16 protein-coding genes and 1 pseudogene are annotated in these 22,644 nt (G+C 64.5%); 11 read left to right on the top strand and 6 right to left on the bottom strand.

Translation table 11 applies throughout. From position 1 onward, the window contains the following. Nucleotides 1-2: 2 nt before the first annotated feature. From icmH to BLS75_RS17585, 10 genes and pseudogenes are all read left to right on the top strand, one after another. Nucleotides 3-893: a type IVB secretion system protein IcmH/DotU gene (icmH, locus tag BLS75_RS17630; protein WP_072451420.1), complete on the top strand. Its 891-nt coding sequence runs from the start codon at nt 3-5 to the stop codon at nt 891-893. Further along, nucleotides 890-4,414 (top strand): type VI secretion system membrane subunit TssM, encoded by a 3,525-nt coding sequence (gene tssM, locus BLS75_RS17625; protein WP_072451419.1) that lies wholly within the window; start codon nt 890-892, stop codon nt 4,412-4,414. The genes icmH and tssM overlap by 4 nt, the downstream gene beginning before the upstream one ends. After that, a complete protein-coding gene (locus BLS75_RS17620; RefSeq protein ID WP_072451418.1) occupies nt 4,414-5,142 on the top strand; it encodes a PP2C family protein-serine/threonine phosphatase in 729 nt (242 codons plus the stop codon). Before tssM ends, BLS75_RS17620 begins: the two co-directional genes overlap by 1 nt. Continuing rightward, nucleotides 5,139-6,203, top strand: a complete 1,065-nt coding sequence (locus BLS75_RS17615; protein ID WP_239690677.1) for a serine/threonine-protein kinase — start codon at nt 5,139-5,141, stop codon at nt 6,201-6,203. Before BLS75_RS17620 ends, BLS75_RS17615 begins: the two co-directional genes overlap by 4 nt. Nucleotides 6,204-6,224: 21 nt before the next feature. Next, a complete protein-coding gene (gene tssI, locus BLS75_RS17610) occupies nt 6,225-8,279 on the top strand; it encodes a type VI secretion system Vgr family protein (protein ID WP_072451416.1) in 2,055 nt (684 codons plus the stop codon). Between the two features lie 11 nt (nt 8,280-8,290). After that, on the top strand, nt 8,291-9,079 hold the full coding sequence (locus BLS75_RS17605) for a toxin Tle1 chaperone Tla1 (protein ID WP_072451415.1): 789 nt from the start codon (nt 8,291-8,293) through the stop codon (nt 9,077-9,079). A 22-nt stretch (nt 9,080-9,101) separates the two neighbouring features. Next, nucleotides 9,102-9,624, top strand: a pseudogene (locus tag BLS75_RS17600) (DUF3304 domain-containing protein). 116 nt (nt 9,625-9,740) lie between these two features. After that, nucleotides 9,741-10,181, top strand: coding sequence for a Tli1a family immunity protein (locus BLS75_RS17595; RefSeq protein WP_239690685.1), 441 nt, complete (start codon nt 9,741-9,743; stop codon nt 10,179-10,181). Next, nucleotides 10,175-10,738, top strand: a complete 564-nt coding sequence (locus tag BLS75_RS17590; protein ID WP_239690676.1) for a Tli1a family immunity protein — start codon at nt 10,175-10,177, stop codon at nt 10,736-10,738. Before BLS75_RS17595 ends, BLS75_RS17590 begins: the two co-directional genes overlap by 7 nt. Next, nucleotides 10,726-13,359: a T6SS phospholipase effector Tle1-like catalytic domain-containing protein gene (locus BLS75_RS17585; RefSeq protein WP_072451414.1), complete on the top strand. Its 2,634-nt coding sequence runs from the start codon at nt 10,726-10,728 to the stop codon at nt 13,357-13,359. Before BLS75_RS17590 ends, BLS75_RS17585 begins: the two co-directional genes overlap by 13 nt. 87 nt (nt 13,360-13,446) lie before the next feature. On the opposite strand, the gene BLS75_RS17580 is transcribed toward BLS75_RS17585, so the two are convergent. From BLS75_RS17580 to BLS75_RS17570, 3 genes are all read right to left on the bottom strand, one after another. Then, nucleotides 13,447-14,862, bottom strand: a complete 1,416-nt coding sequence (locus BLS75_RS17580; protein WP_072451413.1) for an FAD-binding oxidoreductase — start codon at nt 14,860-14,862, stop codon at nt 13,447-13,449. A gap of 140 nt (nt 14,863-15,002) precedes the next feature. After that, nucleotides 15,003-16,397 carry a 2-oxoadipate dioxygenase/decarboxylase HglS gene (locus BLS75_RS17575; RefSeq protein ID WP_176876757.1) on the bottom strand — a complete coding sequence of 465 codons (1,395 nt, stop codon included), beginning with the start codon at nt 16,395-16,397 and terminating at the stop codon, nt 15,003-15,005. Nucleotides 16,398-16,532: 135 nt separating this feature from the next. Next, complete coding sequence (locus BLS75_RS17570; RefSeq protein WP_072451411.1) at nt 16,533-17,459, bottom strand: alpha/beta fold hydrolase; 927 nt, start codon at nt 17,457-17,459, stop codon at nt 16,533-16,535. A 236-nt stretch (nt 17,460-17,695) separates the two neighbouring features. On the opposite strand from BLS75_RS17570, the gene BLS75_RS17565 reads away from it, so the two are divergent. Beyond that, nucleotides 17,696-18,778 (top strand): diguanylate cyclase, encoded by a 1,083-nt coding sequence (locus tag BLS75_RS17565; RefSeq protein WP_072451710.1) that lies wholly within the window; start codon nt 17,696-17,698, stop codon nt 18,776-18,778. Between the two features lie 199 nt (nt 18,779-18,977). Here the strand turns inward: BLS75_RS17565 and BLS75_RS17560 are convergent, their stop codons facing one another. From BLS75_RS17560 to BLS75_RS17550, 3 genes are read right to left on the bottom strand one after another with little or no spacing between them, the layout of a single operon-like run. Then, nucleotides 18,978-19,895 (bottom strand): ABC transporter substrate-binding protein, encoded by a 918-nt coding sequence (locus BLS75_RS17560; protein ID WP_072451410.1) that lies wholly within the window; start codon nt 19,893-19,895, stop codon nt 18,978-18,980. After that, the gene (locus tag BLS75_RS17555; RefSeq protein WP_072451409.1) at nt 19,888-20,640 is read right to left on the bottom strand and encodes a (2Fe-2S) ferredoxin domain-containing protein; all 753 of its coding nucleotides are present in this window, start codon (nt 20,638-20,640) and stop codon (nt 19,888-19,890) included. The genes BLS75_RS17560 and BLS75_RS17555 overlap by 8 nt, the downstream gene beginning before the upstream one ends. A gap of 11 nt (nt 20,641-20,651) precedes the next feature. After that, nucleotides 20,652-22,577 (bottom strand): TonB-dependent receptor plug domain-containing protein, encoded by a 1,926-nt coding sequence (locus BLS75_RS17550; RefSeq protein WP_072451408.1) that lies wholly within the window; start codon nt 22,575-22,577, stop codon nt 20,652-20,654. Nucleotides 22,578-22,644 lie beyond the last annotated feature (67 nt).

Raw genomic sequence — 22,644 nt, 5'->3', positions numbered from 1 at the left:
CCATGATCAAGGACAGGGACTACCACGGGGACGACAGCAAGACCGTTCTCCTCGATCGCCAGGAGCAGCACGCGGGCCCCGGCCCGTTGACCGATTTCGCCGCGTCGCCGCGTTTCGAGCAACTGGAGGAACGCATGATCTACGCCGCGCGCCTGCAGCCGGCGCAAGCCTTCAACGTCAGCCTCAACGCCCTGGTGGCGGCCGCCTCGGAGCTGCTATCGGAGGTGGTGCGGCTCAAGCACAGCGTCAACAGCGAAGACATGGTCGCTCTCAACCAGCAACTGAACGCCGGGGTCAAGCTGTTCGAGGCCCGAGCGCTGCACAACGGCGCCGACGGCGGCCAGGTCATGAGCGCCCGCTACGTGCTGTGCACGGTGGTGGACGAGGCGGTGGTAACCACCAGTTGGGGCAATGAAAGCGAATGGTCGCAGATGAGCCTGTTGAGCCATTTCCACAGCGAGACCTTCGGCGGCGAGAAGGTCTTTCAACTGCTTGAACAGATGACCCGCAACCCGGTGCGCCACCTACCGATGCTGGAGCTGATGTACCTGTGCCTGTCCCTGGGGTTCGAGGGCAAGTACCGGGTCATGCCCCGCGGCATGCTGGAGCTCGAAGGCATCCGCGACGCCCTGTACCGACAGATCCGCCAGTTGCGCGGCGATGTGCCCCGGGAACTGTCGCCGCAATGGCAAGGCCTGGGCCACCAGCGCCCGGGCCTGGTGCGTATCGTGCCCTGGTGGACGGTGGCGCTGTTCACCCTGGTGAGCCTGGCGGTGATGTATTCGGGGTTCGCCTGGGTGCTTGCGCAGCAGCGCGACACAGTACTGCAACCTTATCGGCAGCTTGATTCGACGGCGCTCACGGCCCAGCCGCAAGACGGGAAACTGCAATGAAGACTCTATGGAAGAAAACCACCGCGTTCCTCGCCAGGACCTGGGTCTGGACCCTGTTGCTGGTACTGCTGGTGGCGCTTGTGGTGTGGTTTGTCGGGCCCTTGCTGGCGGTGGATGACTACCGCTTCTGGGAAAGCGCCATCTCGCGCCTGCTGACCATCAGCCTGCTGTGCCTGGCCTGGGGCCTGAGCATGGTGTTCGTCAACTGGCGTGCCGGGGTGCGCAAGAGTGCCCGGGAAGACAGTGAGGAGGGCCAGGCCAGCCTGCAGCGTGAACAGCGCATCGACGATGAGCAGAAAGAACTGCGCAGCCGTTTCAAGGAAGCGCTGCGCACCCTCAAGACGTCCAGCCTGTATCGCGGGCACAGCGAGCGCTGGCGCCAGGATTTGCCCTGGTACCTGCTGATTGGTCCCCAGGGCAGCGGCAAGACCAGCCTGCTGGACTTTTCCGGCCTGGAGTTTCCCCTCAACCGGATCGACCGCAAGCTGACCCGCGACACCCAGGGCAGTGCTCATTGCGATTGGTACTTCGCCGAGCACGGGGTGCTGATCGATACCGCTGGGCGCTACCTGACCCAGCCCGATGGCGAGGTCGACGGCCATGCCTGGAGCACCCTGCTGCAACTGCTGCGCAGCCGGCGACGCAACCGCCCGCTCAATGGCGTGCTGCTGACCCTGCCGGTGGAAGTGCTGCAGGGCGACGACGAGCAGGCTCTGGAGATTTTCGCGCGCCAGGTGCGCAGCCGCTTGCAGGAAGTGCAGCAGAGGCTGCACGTGGACCTGCCGATCTACCTGGTGCTGAGCAAGGCCGACCAGTTGCTCGGCTTCGATGAGTTCTTCGACCAGTTGAGCCGCGAGGACAGCGACCAGGTGTTCGGCGCAAGCTTTCGCAAGGAGCAGGACGGCACCGATGTGGCGGTGCTGCGGGACGAATTCGAGGACCTGCTGCGGCGCCTCAACAGCCAGATGATCATGCGCATGCACCAGGAGCGCGACACCCAGCGCCGCGGGCGGATCCTCGACTTCCCGCACCAGTTGGGGCTGATCGGCGAGCGCCTGTGCCTGTTCGTCGACATGGCTTTCACCGGTAACCGCTACCAGCGGGCCAGCCAGTTGCGGGGCTTCTACCTCACCAGCGCGCCGCATCTGAGCCAGCAGCTCGACCCCGACACTGCCGGCATCGGCGCCAACCTGGGGCTGCAGAGCAGCGTGCTGCCGACCCTGCACAGCGGCCGTTCGCGATTCATCCATCATCTGCTGAGCCGGGTGATCTTCCCCGAAGCCGAACTGGCGGGCCTGGACAAGGGTGAGCGGTGGCGCATCCATTGGGGGCAGCGGGCCCTTTACCTGGGGGCGCTGGGCTCCCTCGGGCTGTTCGGGCTGGTGTGGGCCACGGGGTTTTCGGCCAACCACGGGCGCTTGGAGCAGTTGCGCGAGCTGGCCCAACAATGGACTCAGCAGCGGGCCTCTCTGAGCGCACGCAGCGATGCCATGGCGACGCTCAAGGCCCTGGACCTGAGCTATCAGGCCACCCAGGTATTTGCGCCCAAGGGCGAAGTGGCGCTGCATGAGCGCGTCGGCCTGTACCAGGGCGAAGCCAGCAATCCGGTGGTGCGGGCTGCCTATGAGCGTGAGCTACAGGAGCAGTTGCTGCCCCAGGTGGCTTCGATGCTCGAAGGGCAGATCCGCGCCAACCTGAAAGACCGCGAACGGCTGCTCAACAGCCTGCGGGCCTACCTGATGCTCAACCTTGAGCAGCGCCGCGACCCCAGCTGGCTACGGGATTGGGTGGCCAGTGACTGGTCACGGCGCTACACGGGTAACAGCGCGGTGCAGAACGGCCTCAACCGGCATTTCGAACGCCTGTTGCAGCAGCCCTTCAGCTACCCGCTCAATGAGCCGCTGGTGGCCCAGGCGCGCCAGGTATTGCGCAGCGAATCCCTGGCGGACGTGATCTACCGGGTGCTGCGCGAGCAGGCCCGGAGCCTGCCGGACTATCGCCTGAGCCAGAACCTGGGGCCCCAGGGCAGCCTGCTGGTGGGGGCCGACTACGTGATTCCGGGGTTCTATACCCAGCAGGGCTACCAGCAGTATTTTTCGATCAAGGGCGCCAGCCTGGTGAGCGAGATCCTGCATGACAACTGGGTGCTGGGCGAGGGCAGCGACATCAGCGGCATGGACCTGCGCCAACTGATGGTCAAGCTGGAACAGCTGTACTTTCGCGACTACGCCAACCACTGGGGCGAAGCCGTGGGCCGGGTAGCCCTGGAGCCCATCACCGACGCCGCCGAAGGCGCGGACCAGGTGGCCGGCCTGACCTCGGCCAACTCGCCCATCGTGCAACTGCTGGTGGAAGTGCGGGAGAACACCCGCTTTCCGGTGCTGGCCGAGCCCAGTGACGAACTGGCCGAGGCTGCCAGCCAGGCCGCGGGCGGCGGGGCCCTGGGCAAGGTGGCCTCGGCGGTGGCGGGCAAGGCCCAGGACGGCCTGCTGAAAAAGCTCCCGGACACGGCGAAGAAAACGTTGCAAAGCCGCTTCGAACCCCTGCACCGCTTGCTGGACGACAACAATGGGCCTACCGCCGACCTGGCCCCGGCGCTGCAGGCGCTCAACGACCTGCAGTTGCAACTGGCGCAGCTGGCCCGTTCCAGCAACCCCGAGCAGGCAGCCTTCGAAATGGCCAAGAGCCGCATGAGCGGTCAGCGCGACGCCCTGAGCGCCCTGCGCACCACCTCGGCACGCCTGCCGCGGCCGGTCAGCGCCTGGTTCACCCTGATGGCCGAGGAAACCTGGAGCCTGGTGCTCAACGATGCCTACCAGTACCTCAACCAGCGTTACCAGGGTGAGCTGTACAGCTTTTACGGCAAGGCCATCAGCAAGCGCTATCCGTTCGATGCCCACAGCAGCAGCGATGTGGCCATCAGCGACTTCCGCGAGTTCTTCAAGGCCCAGGGCATCGCCGAGCGCTTCTTCGACAGTTACCTGCGGCCCTTCGTCAGCGGCGACCCGGGCACTTACCGCCTGCGCAGCATCGACGGTCGCAGCCTGCCGATGTCGCGCACCTACCTGGATCAGATGGCGGCGGCCCTGGTCATCCGTCAGAGTTTCTTCGCCGACAACCCCGGGGAACCCCAGGTGCAGTTCCGCCTGGAGCCCTACACCCTGGACCCGTCCGTCAGCCGCGCCGAGTTCCGTTTCGGCAACCAGCTGATCGAGTACCGCCACGGCCCGATCGTGCCGGTGGCATTCAAATGGCCCACTGACGCGGAAAACGGGCGCGCCAGCCTGGTCCTGGAGCAGCTTGCCGGACGCCCCATCGGCATCGAGAAGAACACCGGCCCCTGGTCGCTGTTCCGCCTGTTGGACCTGATGCAGACCGAGTACCTGACCGGGCGCGATGTGATGGTGCTCAAGGCCGACCTGGGCGGGCTGCGGGCCAACTACTTGCTGCAGAGCCAGCGCACCCCCAACCCGTTCGACCTGGCGGTGCTGCGCAGCTTCCGCCTGCCGGTGCAGCTCTGATGATCGCCAAGGGCGCTTGGCGCAGTGCAGCCCGCACTGACCCGGGCAAGGTCCGGGCACGTAACGAAGATGCCTTCCTCGATTGTCCGGAGCAGGGTCTATGGGTGGTGGCCGATGGCATGGGCGGGCACCAGGGCGGGGACATCGCCAGCCAGCTGATTGTCGCCAGCCTGGCCGAGTTGCCACTGGAAGGCGGCTTCGAGGCACGCCTTGACAGCCTGCGCCAGTGCCTGCACTGGCTCAACCGGCGCCTGGGCCAGGAACTGACAGTGAGTGCAGGCCGGCGCGACAGCATCATGGGCAGCACCGTGGTGGCGCTGCTGCTGCAGGGGGACCGCGGGGCGTGTGTGTGGGCCGGTGACAGCCGTTGCTACCTGTGGCGCGAGCAGCGTCTGTACCAACTGTCCCGGGACCACTCGCTGATGCAGAAGCTGATCGACGAGCAGCAGATGAGCGTGGAGCAGGCGCGCTCGCACCCGGCCGCCAACGCCCTGACCCGGGCGGTGGGGGCCGGCGAGCGGTTGAGCCTGGAGGTGCTGGAACTGCAGGTCTACCCCGATGATGTGTTCTTGCTGTGCAGCGATGGCCTGTACCAGGACATGACTCGCAACGCCCTGGGCCGTGCCCTGAGCCTGGCGGCGCCGCAGGTGGCCCTGCAGCGGCTGTTCGACGATGCCCTGGGGGGCGCCGCGCGAGACAACCTGACCGCCGTGGTGGTGCGCCGATGAACCTGCCGATGGCCCGCGGCCATGGGCCGTCGCCACGGCCGGGCGAGCTGACCCGGTTGGCCGCAGCCCCTGCGCCCGAGGCCCCGGGGGCCAAGGCGCGGAGCAAAGGGCGAGGCAAGCCCAAGGGGCGGGGCAAGCCGCGCAGCCCGGTTGCGCCCGCGCTCAAGGCCCTGACACCTCAGGGTGGATTGCCCCAGGTGCTGGCTGGTCGTTACCGCCTGGAGCGCCTGCTGGGGGCCGGTGGCATGGGCGTGGTGTACCGTGCCCGGGACCTGCTGCACGAGCAGTTCGGTGAGCCCCAGCCCTATGTGGCACTGAAGCTCATCAGTGAAGCCTTCGCCGAATCGCCGGATGCCGGCGCCTTGCTCTACAGCGAGTTCGCCCTGACCCGACGCCTGCGCCATCCCAATATCGTGCGCCTGCACAGCTTCGAGGTGGACACCGAGTACGCCTGCGCCTTCATCACCATGGAACTGATGCAGGGCATGACCCTGGACCAACTGCTGTGCCAATGGCCCCTGGGCCTGCCCTGGAGCGACGCCCGGGAACCGGTGCTGGCGCTGCTGGAAGCCCTGGCCTACTGCCACAGCCGGGGTGTGCTGCATGGCGACCTGAAGCCCGGCAACCTCATGCTGGGCGACGACGGCCTGCGCTTGTTCGACTTCGGCCTGGGCCGCGCCGCCCACGGCCTGCTGCCGGGCCTGCCACAACTCAACCGCCAGCGCTTCAAGGCCTGGACCCCGGGCTATGCCGCCCCGGAACTGCTGGACGACGAGCCACTGTCGGCGACGGCCGAGCTGTTTGCCGTGGCCTGCGTGATCCATGAGCTGGCCGGTGGCAAGCACCCGTACCGGCGCCTGCCGTCGACCGACGCCCGGGAGCAGCGGCTGGACCTGCAACTGCAACGCCCGCGGCACCTGCCCGAGCACTGCTGGCCGGCCTTGCGCACCGCCCTGGCGCTGGATGCTCGGGATCGCGCCATCAGCGTTGAAGAGCTGTACCACGCTGTCGCCCATCAGGGGGGCTGGCTGCGTGGTTGGCTCCAGAGGCGGCCACGATGACCAACGAACAGGGAGTCGAATATGTTCAATCCGGCCAATGAAACCCACTTCAGCTTGACGGTCGAAGACTTCGCCAGTGACCTGCAGGTCCTGGCATTCAAGGGTAGTGAAAGCATCAGTCAGCCGTTCTGCTTTGAGCTGGAGCTGGTCAGCGAAGCCCCGGCCCTTGACCTGCAAGGGCTGTTGCACAAGCTGGCGTTCCTCGCCTTCGACCCCCAGGGCCGCGGCATTCACGGGCAGATCCGGCGCGTGGCCCAGGGCGACGCAGGCAAGCGCCTGAGCCACTACCAGGTGACCCTGGTGCCGCGCCTGGACTACCTGCGCCACCGCAGCAACCAGCGGATCTTCCAGCAATGGGCGGCGCCCCGGATCATCGCCACGATCCTGGAAGAGCACGGGATCCTCGCCGACGCCTATCAGTTCCAGATCGAGCACCCATGCCCCGAGCGCGACTACTGCGTGCAGTACGACGAGAGCGACCTGCACTTCATCCAGCGCCTGTGCGAAGAGGAGGGGTTGCATTACCACTTCCAGCACAGTCGTGGCGGCCACCTGCTGGTGTTCAGCGACAACCAGACCGCCTTTCCCAAGCTCAGCCGGCCCACCGCCTACGTGCGCGGCAGCGGGTTGGTGGCCGACGAGCCGGTGATCAAGGGCTTCAGCGTGCGCCTGGAAGCGCGCACCAGCCGCACCAGCCGCCGCGACTACGACTTCGAGAAGCCGCGCCTGCTCCTGGAATCCGCCTACAAGCCCGAGGCCAAGAGCCAGGAACCGGACCTGGAAGACTACGACTACCCCGGCCATTTTACCGACCGTGTCCGTGGCAAGTTCCTCAGCCAGCGGGCCCTGGAACGCCACCGCGCCGACTACCTGCAAGCCGAGGGCTGGGGCGATGAGCCACGGCTGGTCAGCGGGCACTTTCTGCAGTTGTCCGAGCACCCGCGCAGGGACTGGAACGACCTCTGGCTGCTGACCCAGGTGACCCACGAAGGCAAGCAGCCCCAGGTGCTGGAAGAATCCATTACCAGCGACAGCGATTCGAGCGATGGCTTCCAGCAGGGTTACCGCAACCGCTTTCTGGCCACCCCTTGGGACGTGTTCTACCGCGCGCCGCTCAAGCACCCCAAGCCCCAGGTACTGGGCAGCCAAACCGCGGTGGTTACCGGCCCGGAAGGAGAGGAGATCCACTGCGATCAGTACGGACGGGTCAAGGTGCAGTTCCACTGGGACCGCGAAGGCCAGGGCGACGACAAGAGCAGCTGCTGGCTGCGGGTGGCCTCCGGCTGGGCCGGCGACCGCTACGGCGCCCTCGCCATTCCCCGGGTGGGCATGGAAGTACTGGTGACCTTTCTTGAGGGCGACCCCGACCAGCCGCTGGTCAGCGGCTGCCTGTACCACAAGGAACATGAGGTGCCCTACGCACTGCCGGCGAACAAGACCCGCAGCCTGTTCAAGACCCTGAGCTCGCCGGGGGGCGGCGGCTTCAACGAACTGCGCATCGAAGACAAGAAGGGCGCCGAGCAGATCTTCGTCCATGCCCAGCGCGACTGGGACCAGAACATCCAGCACGACCAGAAAATCCGCATCGGCCACGAACGCCACGACACCGTGGAGCAAAACGCCTACAGCGAATTCAAGGCCGAGGAACACCGCACCACCCACGGCGCGCGCAAGACCGAAATCCGCGCCGACGACCACCTCACCGTGGCCGGCACCCAGCACCTCAAACTGGGCGTGGCACAACTGACCCAGGCCGGCCGCGAGATCCACCTCAAGGCCGGGGACAAGATCGTCATCGAAGCGGCCCTGGAAATGACCCTCAAGGCCGGCGGCAGCTTTATCAAGCTCGACCCCGGCGGCATCACGGTGCAGGGGCCACTGGTGAAGGTGAACGCCGGTGGTGCTCCGGGCAGCGGCAGCGGGATTGCCATCAAGCCGCCGCTGCAGCCGGGGGCGGCGGACCGTGACGTACCGGGGGCCTTGCCCCAGGTCGCCGCGCCCAACCCGCCGGTGCCGGTGTGCAAGGAGTGCCTGGCCCGGGCCAAGGCCAACAACCAAGCGCTGGAAGCGCGCTAGAGGAGCCCGCCATGTATACGAGCAACCCGCTGTGGCACGAGCTGCTGTGGCAGCAGGTGCACCGACTGGAGCACGAGCACCTCGACCTGCTGATCGACGCCACCCGCCTCGACTACCCGCTGCTGCAAGAACTGGCGACCCTGGTCGACGGTCCGCCACTGGCCAAGCTGTTCGACAGCACCCCGGAAGCCGCCATCGCCGATGCCGGGCCATTGCTGCTGCGGCTGAAGCTGCGTCATCAAACCTGGCTGAAGGCCTTTTTCAGCACCGTCGACTGCACCCAGCACGTACTGGCGCTGCTCAGCCCCTGGCCCTTCGAGGCCCTGGCCGCCCATCTCAGTCGCTGCACCCAGGCGCAGTGGAACCAGGGCCGCGAACAAGGGGTGCTGCGCTACTACGACCCGCGCCTGTTCCTGCCGGTGAGCGAAGCCCTGACCCCGGCCCAGGGCCGCGTCCTGCATGGCCCGGTGATCGCCTGGCACTGGCTCGACCGCGACCACCGGGCACAGCAGCTGCTGGGGCACTACTCCCGACACAGCGACGCCCCAACGGCGGAAGGCTTCCTGTTCGACCCCGCGCAGGTCGCCAGCCTGAAGGCCTGGGCCGACGCCGACTGGCACCGCCGCGAGCACAGCGCCACCCCGCAGCACTACGGCCTGAGCCGCGAGGAAGGCCTGATGCGCCACCTGTTCCACAGCCAGATGGCGGCCTGCCAGCAAGGGCTTCAAGCACCCGAGGAACGGCAAGCGTTTATTCGCCAGTGGCTGTTGGATAACTCGCCGTTCGTGGTGGATGAGTAGGGGAGGGGATGCCATGAAGTGGATGTGCAAAACGCGGAACTGGAAGACCGCAGTGTCATTGGCCGCGTGGTTGAGTGCCGTGTTGCTGGTCACCGCCTGTCGGAGCCAGTCGTCGATGCTGAGCGCCCCGGTGACGGGGTACAACCATACTTCGGCGGCGATCAATCGGTTTTCGGTTAATGGGGCGGGTGGGCCGAACTTGGGGCCGCATCAGGGTGGGGGAAGTTTGTTGTGGTGTTGTTCCTCGTTATTGGGTTCCAGGGTTGAGAGCTGTTGTTGAGTGGGAAAAAGATCCCGATCCTCGTGGTTACATTAAACGAGACCAGTATGGCCAATTTGATGATGTGGATTATGAGCGTCATGCAGCTAACTACTCTAGGCATAAAGTTGTTGTGGATATTCCTCGGTACGATAGTCCAGGTGTATTAAAAGTTCATTTTTTACCTTGCGATCAGGTCCGTTTTACTGCTGCTGGAACGTCTCCAGGCTACCCTGGTTATCCTTACAACTATCCAATGGAAATGGAGGAGTCTGAAGTATGTTAGGGCTAATTATGAAAAGCTATTTAGCGAGTGGTTACTTTGGGTTTTTGAATGTTGTTCGTGTGTGCTCATTGGCCGCCGGTGTGTTGACTGCAAGCGCTTGTCAGTCTGAGTCGAAGATGTTGTCGGCGCCGGTGACGGGCTATAACCACACTTCGGCGGCGATTAATCGGTTTTCGGTGAATGGGGCGGGTGGGCCAAACTTAGGGCCACATCAAGGCGGTGGAAAGCAAAGTTGTTGTGGTGTTGTTCCTCGTCATTGGGTGCCAGGGTTGAGAGCTATTGTTGAGTGGGAAAAAGATCCCGATCCATATTCTTATGGAAAATGGCCAGAGCGCCCATATTCTGAAGCTTGGAATAAGCGAATGGCAAGGGAGAAACAACAGTATTCGCGTCACAAAGCTATTGTGGATATTCCTCGGTACGATACCGCAGGGGTTTTGAAGGTGCATTTTTTGCCTTGTGATCAAGTACGTGTTTCTGCAGATAATATCAAGGTAATTGATCCGCGTTATCCTTACAGCTATCCGATGGTTATGGAGGAGCCTGAAGTATGTTAGGGCTAATTATGAAAAGCTATTTAGCGAGTGGTTACTTTGGGTTTTTGAATGTTGTTCGTGTGTGCTCATTGGCCGCCGGAGTGTTGACTGCAAGCGCTTGTCAGTCTGAGTCGAAGATGTTGTCGGCTCCAGTGACGGGGTATAACCATACTTCGGCGGCGATTAATAGGTTTTCGGTGAATGGGGCGGGTGGGCCGAACTTGGGGCCACATGAAGGTGGTGGTAGCGAAGTTTGCTGTGGCGTTGTTCCTCGTTATTGGGTTCCAGGATTGAGGGCTGTTGTTGAGTGGGAAAAAGATCCGGATCCTGATGGGTACATTAAACGAGATCAGTATGGCCAATTTGATGACGTGGATTATGAACGTCATGCAGCTAACTACTCTAGGCATAAAGCTGTTGTAGATATTCCTCGGTACGATACCGTAGGAGTTTTGAAAGTGCATTTTTTACCTTGTGATCAAGTGCGTGTTTCTGCTGAAAACATTAGGAGGGATGATCCAGGTTATTCTTATAACTATCCGCTGACTATGGAGGAGCCAAAGGTATGTCTGAAATAATAAAGAATGATAAAAAAAATCATTCTGCTAATACGTTAATTGCTCCGGATTTTCCTTTGGCTAGGCTTTTACCTACAGATCCTAAACGTCTCTCGGAAAATATCAGTCGACAAAGACGTGATGAAGACGAATTCAGTGAGCAGCAGCGTAAATTTTCTGAGGTCAGGGGCGATTCATACAGTGGAACACCTTGCTGTAAGACTTTGCATATCACATTGGTGTTTGATGGGACAAACAATAATGATGAGGCTGATAGTGCTTCGAATCCTTCTTCATGTAGCAATATGGCTCGGCTTTATCATGCGAGTCTAGGATCGGATGATACGACTCGGGAGAATGGCTATTTCAGGTATTACAGTCCAGGTGTGGGTACGGTTTTTCCTGATATTAAGGAAATGGTACCCAGTAATTGGGGGTTGATAGCTGCCAGTGGTGGTGAAAACCGAATCAACTGGGGCCTTACTCGACTGATAGCAGCGTTAAAGGGGGCAATTCCGAGACAAAAACTTCTTTCAGTGACCGAAACCCAGTCTCTGGTGGAGGACATGGCTACTTGTTGGTATGGCAACGTGGCAACTTTAGGTCTACTGGAAAATGGCGAAAAAAAACGTGAAGCCGCCATGCGTCCCTATATAGATAACCTGGAAAAGGTGCTACAGCAGCGAAGAGATACAGGCGAGAAACCCCATATCTTGGCCATGCGCCTATATGTCTATGGCTTCTCCAGAGGCGCTGCACAAGCCCGAACTTTTGCCAATTGGCTGCAAACCCTGACCCGTTGCCAAGGCAGCGATGGCGCAGTGGAGTATCGCTTTGCCGGGCTGCCGATCTCCATTGAGTTCCTCGGTATCTGCGACACGGTGGCGGCGGTGGGTATCGCCGATAGTTTTCCCTTTACCGCCGGGCATATGGATTGGGCTGATGGCACCATGCGTTTGCCTGATGAAGAGTCAGCAATCTGCATGGACACTTCCATTCCTGAGGACTGCCACTTTCTCAAGCGTTGCGTGCACTTGGTATCAGCCCATGAACAGCGGGCCAGTTTTCCATTGGACTCGATCCGTCGCCGACCAAAGAACGCCAGTGGCCAGCGCGATACGACTCAGCCCTCCAGTTACCGTAGTGGCACCGTCGAATATCTTTACCCTGGTGTGCACTCGGATGTCGGTGGAGGGTATGCGCCTAAGGATCAAGGTAAAGCGATGTCTGGTACTAAGCATTTGTTGTCGCAAATACCTTTACAGCATCTTTATGCAGCAGCGTTTAAGGCCGGCGCCCCGTTACAAGTACCGGAGACTGCGTGGCGGGCTGCAGTTCATGAAAAATGGCGAAAAATGAGCCCAGCTATCGAAAGAGAGTTCGACGTCTCCGACCAACTCATCCAACGCTTCAACGCCTGGCAAGCCGACGCCGCTCAACACACCGGCACCCTGGAAGACATGATCGAGTGGCAACAGGCGCTGATCACCGGTTGGCGCATCGACCGTTATGCCGGAGGGGTGGAAAGGCAGCCGTTCTATCAGAATGCTCCGCCGGATATGCCCAAGGCCGAGATCGAGGCCTGGGAGGCGATCCAGGCGCGCAATGATGCCGAAACCAAGGCCGCCGCCAAAGGCAAACCGGTACCGACTTACACCGAGGCACAGGAGAAGGAGTACCAGCGACATGTGCAGATCGTCGGTGGTGAGGAAAAGGCCAACGGCATGCGCAGGGAAAAGGTCTTCGACCCGCCCCTGGATCACCAGCAACTCAAAGGCGCCGCCGACGAGTTTCGTCATGACTACAAACAAGAGTGGGGACTGCTCGACGACAGCATGAAGGTCGGCGGCGTTCTGGATTTGCTGCTGGGCGGTACGGTGTTCCTGGTCAACGAGGAAGACGAGGCCAAGGAGTATGCCTACCTGCACAAGCAAGGCACCGAGCTTTATGAAGATCTGTTCAGCGCACCCAACACGCCCAAATCGGGCAAGGAGGACCTGGTGGCGCTGTTCGACGAACAGATCCACGACTCCCGTGCCTGGTTCATGAACACCTCGGCGCTGGGTCCCCGCGAGCCGTTCACCGATTACTTCCGCATTCGCCTGGTGCATTTTGACAACGAGTCGAACAAGGAACTGTCGCTGCTGGCCACCGCGGGCCGGGTGGTGGGGGTGGGGCTGATGCTGGCCAGCGTGGGCCTGAGCATCAAGAAGAAGGACCCGCGCATGTTGCTCGGCCTGTTCCTGCCGTCCCTGGCGCGGCCGGTGCTGGCGGGCAAGGTCGGGGTGCCGGGTTCGCCGCAAGTCAGCGCTTTCGACCCGCTGACCGGTCTGGCCTTGCCGATGCTGAGCAATCTGGATGGGCTGCGGGCCTTCACTCAATCCCCGGGGGATGTGGTCGCCCTGGTCGCGGCAATGCCGCCTCCGCCACCCTTGAACGCCAGCACCGCCACCACCCCGGAGTTGCAAAAAATCCTCGTGGCCCACCAAGCGTTGGAAGCCGCACAGGCGGCGCAGGACAAGGAGGACGCCCGCCTTGCCGGGCTATTGGCAAGCGCCAACGATCAGGGTCAGCCGGCTGGCTGGCAAGACCTGCTGGCCGAGCAGGTGGGCAATCTGAAATCGTCCGGGAAGCAGGTATAGCGATGGATAACCTGAAGGGGCGGCGCTCCCGGGCCGTCCTTCGGGGGAGGAATCCTGTTGCCGGCCCATACCCGGATTGGCCAAACATTACGGCGCTCCGTTCCCTCCAGCCCCCACCCCATACGCATCCCACAACTTATTGCGGAACTTGTTCTGCGGATCGACCCGGGCTTTCAACGCGAGAAACTCCCCCGCCCGGGGATAGGCCGCGTGAAACTGCTGGGCCGTGGCGTGGATCTGGTACGGCAGGTAGTAGCTGCCGCCGCGCTCGATGGCGCTGTCCACCAGGGCGCGGGTCCATTCGCCGACTTTCTCCCGTTCCTCTGGCGCGGTGCTCTGCTGGTAGTACAGCACCAGGGCGAAGACCTCGGTCTTGGCCCAGGCCAGCAGGGTGCCGGGGTCGGCCTTGGCGTGGCGGATCGACAGGTTGATCACGTTGACGTTATGCGCCCTTAAGGTCGCGCCCATTTCCTGGACGAAGCTTTCCAGCTGGTCGGGGGGCACGAAGTATTCCTGCAGCACGTAGGTGCGCTTGGCCCGGGAGTCGGGTTCCAGTTCACGCACATCGAGGCTGGCTTCGTGGTTGCGCCAGGACACTTGCGGTTTTTTCAGCACCAGGGGGTCGATCACTTCCTGGCGCAGGGTCTTGCCGCCGGGCCACTGGCTCACCACTTTCAGGGCTTTCTGCTCTTTCCAGTAGTTCTGGTCCAGGGGCGTGAGGCGCTCCTTGACCGTGACCGGCAGCTCGGTCTGGCTGTAGGACACCGCGCGCAGGGTCTGGTACTGGTCGGGGTAGAGCACGGCGTTGTGCAGGATGACCTTGGGGTTGTTGTGGATCCGGGCCTGGAAGTAGGGGCGGTAGTCGCCGAGGGGCATTTCTTCGACGCTGCGCAGCAGGCGCACGTTGTCGCTCAGTTGCAGGGTGGCCTGGACGATCACCCCCAGGCCGCCGTAGCCGCCGATGGCGCCGTAGAACAGGTCGCGGTTGTGCTGCGGGCTGGCGTCCACCACTTGGCCGTCGGCCAGCACCAGCTTGATGGATTTCACCGAGCTCACCAGCGGGCCGTAGCCGATGTAGCGGCCATGGGCGTTGACGCTCAGGGCGCCGCCGACGGTGAAGTTGGCGTAGCTCTGCATGATGCTCACGGACAGGTCGTGGGGGTCGATGTAGTCCTGCACGGCGCGCCAGGTGATGCCCGGCTGCACGGTGATTTCCTTGCGCTCTTTGGAGAAGTCGAGCACTTGGTTGAAGCCGCGCATGTCGATCTGCAGCGCGTGTTCGGTGGCGGTCTGGCCGCCCATGCTGTAGCGCCCGCCGCCTATGGCGATGGGCCCGGGGTGTTCGGCCACCTGCTGGACGATCTGCTCCAGGGTGGTGGGGCGCACCACCTGATCGACCACGATGGGGTTGAGCTGGGTGATGTCGTTGACGGTTTCTGCGGCGTGGGTGGTGAGTGCGCCGCCGAGTGCCGCGCATAAAAACAGGCCGATCGCGAATCTCATTCGCCGTGTCCATCCCTGGTGGTGGCGCGCCGCTGATGGGGGCGCAAGTGGCGGCAGAATAACGCCGCGACGGGTCCATGACCATGGGGGCAGCGCACCGGCTGCAAGGCCGGCATCGACCCGCGGGCCTGCCTTGCGCCTTAGAGCGCCGGCAGGCCCAGGGTGGCGGCGCACTGCTCCAGTGAGCGCTGCTGGGTCTGGGCATAGAGCTGCAATTCGTCGAGGGTGGCGCGGCCCAGGGCGGCTTCGAAGGCCTGGCGGTTGGACTGCCCGGCGTAGTGGCTCTGGCTGTCGTCCCCCAGGTTGGACTGGAAGATCCCGGCGGCGCTGACCGGCAGGAAATCTTCATACACCAGGGGTTCGGCGCTCAGGTGCCCGGCCGCCAGCAGCGCTGCCAGGGTGGTGGGCCGCTGGGGCTGGTTGCGCGCGGCCAGCCCGGCGTCGCTGACGAAGTAGCGGAAGTAGGCCAGGCCCTGTTCACGCATGGCCGAATGGCTATCGGGGAACTCCCTGAAGTGCTCTTGCATCAGCTGGTTGTAGCGTTGGGCATTGGCTTCGTTGGGGAAGTCGCCCAGGGCGTCGCGGGCGGCGTTCAGCAGGCGGTCGTAGAGTTCGCGGCCCTTGGGGGTCAGCGCCGCGCCGCGCTGTTCGATTTCGCCAAAACGCGCGCTGTGGCTGCCCTGGCTGTCGGCCTGGTCGGTGAAGGCCACGGATTCCTCCAGGGCCTTGAAGCTGGTCTGGCGCAGCAGGATCGGGCATTCCCGGCGTGGTGGGCCTTCGATCACCGCCTTGGGGGTGATGCCGCGGGCAGGCATCAGCCGTTGCACTTCATCGATGTCCAGGGTGCGCGGAGTCAGGTGGTTGATGTGCGGGCCCTTGAAGGCCACCACGTCGGCGATCAGCCGGTGCTGGGCGCTGAGGCTGGCGTACTGGGCGGCGGTCACCGTGGCGTGGTGGTGCCAGCGGAAGGTTTCCAGGGCCTGGCGGATAAAGCGCTCGGCGTCTTCGGCGTCCAGGCCTCCGGCAGCCTCGGCCTGCTGGATCAGTTCCAGCACCTGGGGGGTGAAGATCTGGCGCCGGGCCAGGACCTGTTCGGCAAAGCTGCGAAGCTCCGGGTTGTCGATCAGCTCCAGGCGCAGCAGCGAGGTGAAGACCCGGAACGGGCTGACTTGCAGGGCCGCTTCGTGCACCGCGCGAAAGGCCGTGGAATGCACCGGCACCCCGGCGGGGGTCAGGTCGTAGTAGCCCACCGGCTGCATGCCCATTACCGCGAACAGCCGGGCCAGGGTCGCCAGCTCGGCGGCGCTGCCGACGCGGATCGCGCCGTGGCGCTCCAGGTCCAGGCGCTGCAGTTCACCGCTGCTCTGCAGGTGCCGGGCAAGCGCCGGCTGCCGCTCCAGGACCTGGGCGTTGACTTCGGCCACCAGCTCCATCAGGGCGCCGTAGAGCGGCACCTCCTCGCGGTACATGTCCGACATCGCCCGGGAAAATCCCTGGCGGATCAGGTCCGGGCTGACGAAGTGCTGGTTGCTCATGAACAGGCTTCCCGTGGCAGAGGGGCGAGGCGTGAAAGGGCGGGTCGGCCTCGATTCTGCTGGGCCTGCCCGAGGCTGACAAACGAAGTTTCCTCTGAACTTCATTCTGCAAATGAATGCATGAGCGGGCCGCTGTCAGTGCCGCTGGCGTTCCAGGAACTGCTGGTACAGTCGGGCACTGCGCACCGGGCGTTCGACCATGGGCATATGCCCGATGCCCTCCCAGAGTTGCACCTGGGCCTGGGGCAGGCCCTTGGCCCAGACCTGGGCGCTGCTGGGGTGCAGCAGGCGGTCCTCGCGGCCCCAGAGCAGCAGGGTCGGGGCCTGGATCTTCGCCAGCTCGGGCTCCATGGGCGGGCTGGCCTGGAGCTCGGCGAAGATCCGCGCCAGTTGCCCGCGGCGCGCCTGATAGCGTTCGGCGATGGCCGCCAGCATTGCTTCGGGCACCCAGGGCGGGGCGGCCATGGTCAGGCTGTAGAAGTGCTGGAAGTCAGCGCGGGAGCGGACCAGGAAGGGGTTCTTGCCCTGTTCCAGCAGGTGCTGCAGGTCGCTGGTCTCGGGGGCTTCGACGCCGGCCGGGTCGAACAGCGCCAGGCCGCTGATCCGTTGCGGGGCATGGGCGGCCAGCCAGGCGGCGATATAGCCGCCCATGGAGTTGCCGATCACCTGCACCCGCTGGATGCCGCAGGCGTCGAGCAAGCGCAAAAGGCGCTGGGCCTGGGCCGGAACACGGTAGTCCTGGTGCGCGGCATAGGCGGTTTCGCCATGGCCGCCCAGGTCCGGGATCAGCAACCGGTAGTCGCGGTTGAAGTGCCGGGCAAAACGCAGCCAGATGCTCTTGTCCGCGCTCAGGCCGTGCAGCAGCAGGATCACCGGCGCCTGGGCCGGGCCGCCCTGGTAGGTCATCAGGGTCTCTTCGCCGATCTGCACCGGGACTTTCTGCAGCCGGTACAGGCGTGCTTCCAGGGCCACGCTGGCGTCGTACAGCAGGTGGCCGATGCGCGGGTAGGTGCGGTAGCACCAGAGTGCGGCAAGGAGCAGCAGGACCAGGATCACCAGCATCGGCGGCCTCCAGGGGCAGGTTGGATCGGCTCAGGGGCGGCGCGCGTCGTGCTCGCCACTGCGAAGTCGGTTATCGGCCGCCCCTCAGTTATAGCCAAATATTCCCCATCTGCTGGCGCTGGCAGGCCGAAACTGGGCGTTGGCAGTGATGGCGCTTTGAAACGCGACTGATAGACTTTCACCGGTTGCTTGCCACCCGCTCGTTCCACCTTTACCCATTGCTGATCGGAGGCGACTTGCTCCCTGCGCAGGACACCAGAGGGAAGGGACTGTCATTGGCCAGGAGGCTTTATCGGTCACGGACCCTGGGCCTGGCCCTGGGGTTTTTCTGCGTGGCCGCGGGGATGGCGCCCCTGCAACCGGCGCCCTGGGTCTGGGGTTTCATGCTGTTCAATGCATTTGCCTGGCCGCACCTGGCCTACCAATGGGCGCGGCTGGCCCGGGTGCCGTTTCGTGCCGAGTACCGCAACCTGCTGGTGGATTCGCTGCTGGGGGGCTTCTGGGTCGGCGCCATGCACTTCAATCCGCTGCCGCTGGCCACCACCCTGGGGATGATGGCCATGAACAACATGGCCCTGGGCGGGTTACGTTTCTTCCTCGCCGGCAGTGCGGCCCAAGTGCTGGGCATGGGCGTTGCCCTGTGGCTGTTCGGGCCGGCGTTTGTCGCCCAGACCAGCCCCGAGCAGCTGTATGCCTGCCTGCCGATGCTGACCCTGTACCCGCTGGCCCTGGGCTACATCTGCTATCAGCAGGCAGTGACCCTGGGCCGGCACAAGCGCGAGCTGCTGGCCCTGAGCCGCACCGACAGCCTGACCGGGCTGCTCAACCATGGCGCCTGGAAGGACCAGTTGGAGATCGAGTTCCAGCGCTGCAAGCGCCAGGCCCATGGTGGCGCCATCGCCCTGATCGACATCGACCACTTCAAGGCCATCAATGACACCTACGGCCATGTGGCCGGGGATGTGGTGCTGCGCCAGTTGAGCAAGCTGCTGCGGCAGAATCTGCGGGTCAGCGACCTGGCCGGGCGTTATGGCGGCGACGAGTTCTGCGTGATCCTGCCGGACGTGCCCCTGGCTCATGCCGCCGAACTGATGGAGGCCCTGCGCGGTCGTTTTGGGGCCCTGGGCTATGAACAGAGCCCGGCGCTGCAGGTCAGCCTGAGCATCGGCCTGGCGGCCTTCAACCCCCTGCACGACGACGCCATGGGCTGGCTCAACGATGCCGACCAGGCCCTGTATGCGGCCAAGACCTGCGGCCGCAACAACGTCACCTGCCACCCGCCGGAGCAGCCGTCCAGGCGTTTGCTCAACTCCCTGTAGCCGCTGTTCCTTGTGTCCCGCGAAGGCGTCTGTGGGTACGCCGCGGGGTCGGGGGTGTTCCCTTCGCCGGCAAGCCGGCTCCTACGGGGGGCTCGCTGGTGGTTGTAGGAGCGGGCTTGCCCGCGAAGGCGTCTGTGGATACGCCGCGGGGTCGGGGTTGCTCCCTTCGCCGGCAAGCCGGCTCCTACGGGGGTGGGGGTCAGTCGTGGGTGGGGTGCAGGCGCCGGGCCAGTTCCAGGGCGGTGCGGCCGCTGGCGATGCCCGGCACAAGTCGGGCGAAGGGGATGTCGATCAGCCGGTCTTCGCGCACCGCGCGCAATCGCGACAGCACAGGGTCGCTGTGCAGCAGCTGGCGTTTGCGCCGGGCGGGCGACCACAGGGCGTCGGCCAGGAGCATGGCGTCCGGGTCGTTGGCCAGCAGGGTCTCGCTGTCCACGGTCAGGCGCGGGCGGTCGATGGCGGTAAAGCTGTTGCGCGCACCGGCCGCTTGCAGCAGTACGCCGACAAACCCGCGCTGGCCCTGGCTGGCCAGGCCGTTGACTTCGCTGTCCAGGTAGAACACCGAAGGCGTCGGGCGCCCGCGGTACAGGGCCGCGGCGGCCTCCAGGTCGGCATCCATCTGGCCCACCAGTTGCTGCGCGCGGGCCTCCTGGCGCAGCAGCCGGCCCAGGGTCAGCAGGTCGCGGCGGATATGCCCGAAGTAGTCCTGGTCATGCCCGGCGCAGGCCGATTCCAGCAGGTAGCTGCCCACGCCTATGGCCTCCAGGCGTTGCCGGGAGCTGAAGTTTTCCGGGAAGGCCGAGGCGAAGCCGCCCACCACCAGGTCGGGTTTCAGGCTGTAGAGCACTTCTGCCGACGGGTACTGGCGGGCGATGACCGGCACGCCGTGGTAAAGCCCTTCGGCCTGGGCCTGGCCATCGTCGTCCAGATAGGCGACGCCGATCATCGACGGCCCGGCACCCAGGGCCAGCAGCAGGTCGGCGCTGTGCTGGTTGAGGGCGACGATGCGCTGGGGCGGGCCGTCCACCGTCCAGGTCCGGCCACAGTTCTGGTAGCTGTGCGCCAGGGCCGGCAGGGCCGCCAGCCACAGCAGCAGGCCGAGCAGTCTGCTAGGCATCCGCCGTTCCTCCGTAGGGCGCGGGAATCCGTAGGTCCGCCACCGGTTCGCCCTGGACCAGGTGCTGCTGCACCAGGCGCAGCACCTCGCTGTCATCGCGCACCCGGTACCAGCAGCCGTCCGGGTGCACGGTGAGTACCGGCCCCAGGTTGCACGGGAACTGGCAGGCGGTGCGGGTCAGCAGCACGCCACCGGGCGTCTCCATGTGCTCCAGGCGCAGCAGTTCGCGGCGCAGGGTCTTCCACAGCGCCAGGGCGCCGCGCCGCACGCAGCGCGGGCCGGTGCACAGGAACACCTGGCGGGTATGGGGCGGCACCCGCGACCAGTCCGGGTCGCTCTGCACCGCGTTGACGTTGTCGCAGGCCAGGTGGCGCTCGCGCTGGCCGATGCTGGCGCAGGCCAGGGCCGCGTCCAGCCCGCGCCGGCCCAGGGCCTGGGCGGTGATCCACAGCCGCGGTGCCTGGGGGTGGGCCTGGGCCAGGCGCCCCAGCTCATCGCGCAGCCAGTCCAGGTAGGCACCGTCGGAGCTGGGTTCCAGGTCCACCACCAGCAGCTTCGCGCCGTCCTCGGGCAGGGCTTCGCCCAGCGCCGCCCAGAGGCTGTCGAAGCCGTCCAGGGTGTCGATCACCCGGGTGTCGGCGCCGTCGCCGCGCAGGGCCTGGAGCTCCTTGCGAAAGGCTTCGCCGAGGGCGCCGCCGTGCAGGCCGGGGCCGACGAACAGCACCCGTTGATAGTTCTCATGCATGTCGGTCGGCCTCAGAAGCGGTAGGTGTAGCGCACTTCGGTGGTGAAGGGTCGCCCCAGGTTGTCCACCGAGGGCGAGGTGCTGGTCATGCTGGTGCTGTAGTCGCGGTCGAACAGGTTCTCCACCAGCAGGCTCAGGCGGTGCTGCTGGGCCGTATCCAGGTAGCGATAGGCATCGGCGTCGACCACCGAATAGTGGCCGTAGTCGACGTTCTTCGGGCTGTCGATCTGGCCGATGTAGCGGACCGCGCCACCCACGCCCCACATCCGGTCCGGGGCTTCGAAGCCCAGCCGCGAACGGGCGAAGAAACCGGGGATGTTGCTCAGGGTCACGCCGTTGCGCGACTCCACCAGGTTGCGGGTCATGTCCGCCTGCAGGGTCCATTGCGGGCTGAACTGCCAGCGCCCGTCGAGTTCGATGCCGCGCACCTTGATCCGGCCCTGGCCGTTGCTCCAGACATCGTTGGCGTCGAGGGTGATCAGGTCGTCGATCTTGCGGTGGAAGGCGCTGACGCTGGCGTTGAATTCGCCGGCCAGCAGGCTGCCCTTGTAGTCCAGGCCGAGCTCGGCATTGAGGCTCTTTTCCGGCTTGAGGTCGGGGTTGCCTTTTTCGTAGTCCTCGTTGGCGTACAGCTGCTCGGCGTTGGGCAGCTTGAAGGCGCTGCCGTACTGGCCGCGCAGTTGCCAGTGGGGCGTCAGGTCGTAGAGCGAGGTGAGCATGCCCACGGTGGCGCTCTCGCCGCCGCTGATTTTCTCGTGGCGCACGCCCAGGCTCGGGTGCCAGTCGGGCAGGGCGTCGAACACCGGGCGTAGCTGGGTGTACAGGGCATTGGCCTGGGCCTGCTTGTTGTCGATCTTGAGCACGTCGTCCTGGCCCTTGAACCACTGGTTGTCGGTGCCCAATACCAGCACGTGGCCGCCGTCCAGCTCGGCCTTGCCCTCGGCCTGCAGGCCCCAGTCGGTGAAGCCCCAGTAGTCGTTGTGGTTGCGCACCTTGAGGCTGGCGTCGTCGAGGCTGTCGATCCTGGTGTAGCGGGTGTCCCAGTCGTTGACATGGCCCTTGACGAAGTAGCTGAAGCCTTCGCCCAGGCGCTGCTCGAAGGTCGCGGTGGCGATCTGCTGGATGCGGTCGTTGGTGGTTTTGCGGTTGTTCACCGGGCGGGCGAAATCCAGGTTGGCGTCGCTGTACTGGTAGAACAGTTCCAGCCGCGAAGCGTCGCCAAGGCCCTGGATCGCCTTGGCGCCGAAGGTGGTCACTTCATAGCCGCGTTTCTTGTCCCGGGTGTTGGCGTTGTAGGCGCTGTTGCGAAATGGCTGGTAGCCATCGGAGACGTTGTGGCTGACATAGGCCAACAGCCCCAGCTCGCCCAGGCCGTTGCTGAGGATCTGCTCGGCGCGGGCGTCGCCGCTCCTGCCCATGAAACTGTCCAGGCCCAGGTTGACCTCGCCGGAGACGTCGCGGGTCTGCGGGCTGCGGGTGACGATGTTGATCACCCCGGACACCGCCTGTGTACCGAATAGCAGGCTCTGGCCACCCTTGAGCACCTCGATGCGCTCGATGGCGTTGGCCGGCAGGGTATCCAGGTACAGGCCGCCGTACAGGCGGTTGTTCAGGCGCACGCCGTCCAGCAGGATCAGGGTGTCGTCGTTGCGCCCGCCCAGCAGGGAGTAGGTGCCGTAATCGAAGGGGCCATTCTTGGGCGCCACATACAGCCCCGGCACGTACATCTGCAGGACCCGGGTGATGTCGCTGCTGGGGCCGGCGCGTTCGATCTGCTGGCGGTCGATGATCTCCACCTTGCTGCCGTACCGGGCCATTTCGGCCACCGTGGTGGACTCCACCGAGGGGGCGGAAACAAATTGCCGGTCCAGCGTCAGGGGGCTGTCGTCCGCCAGCAGCAGGGGGCTGAACAGGCAGCCGAGCAGGGCGCCGCTCATGGTGCGGCCAGGTGCACGCCAGTCGCGTGCAAGGAAAGTGTCAGGTGTGGTCATTGTTGGTCTTCTC

Source organism: Pseudomonas sp. NFPP12, assembly GCF_900103205.1.
GTDB classification, from domain to species: domain Bacteria; phylum Pseudomonadota; class Gammaproteobacteria; order Pseudomonadales; family Pseudomonadaceae; genus Aquipseudomonas; species Aquipseudomonas protegens.
Note: the sequence above shows the minus strand (reverse complement) of the source record. Positions and strands in the feature narration are given on the sequence as shown.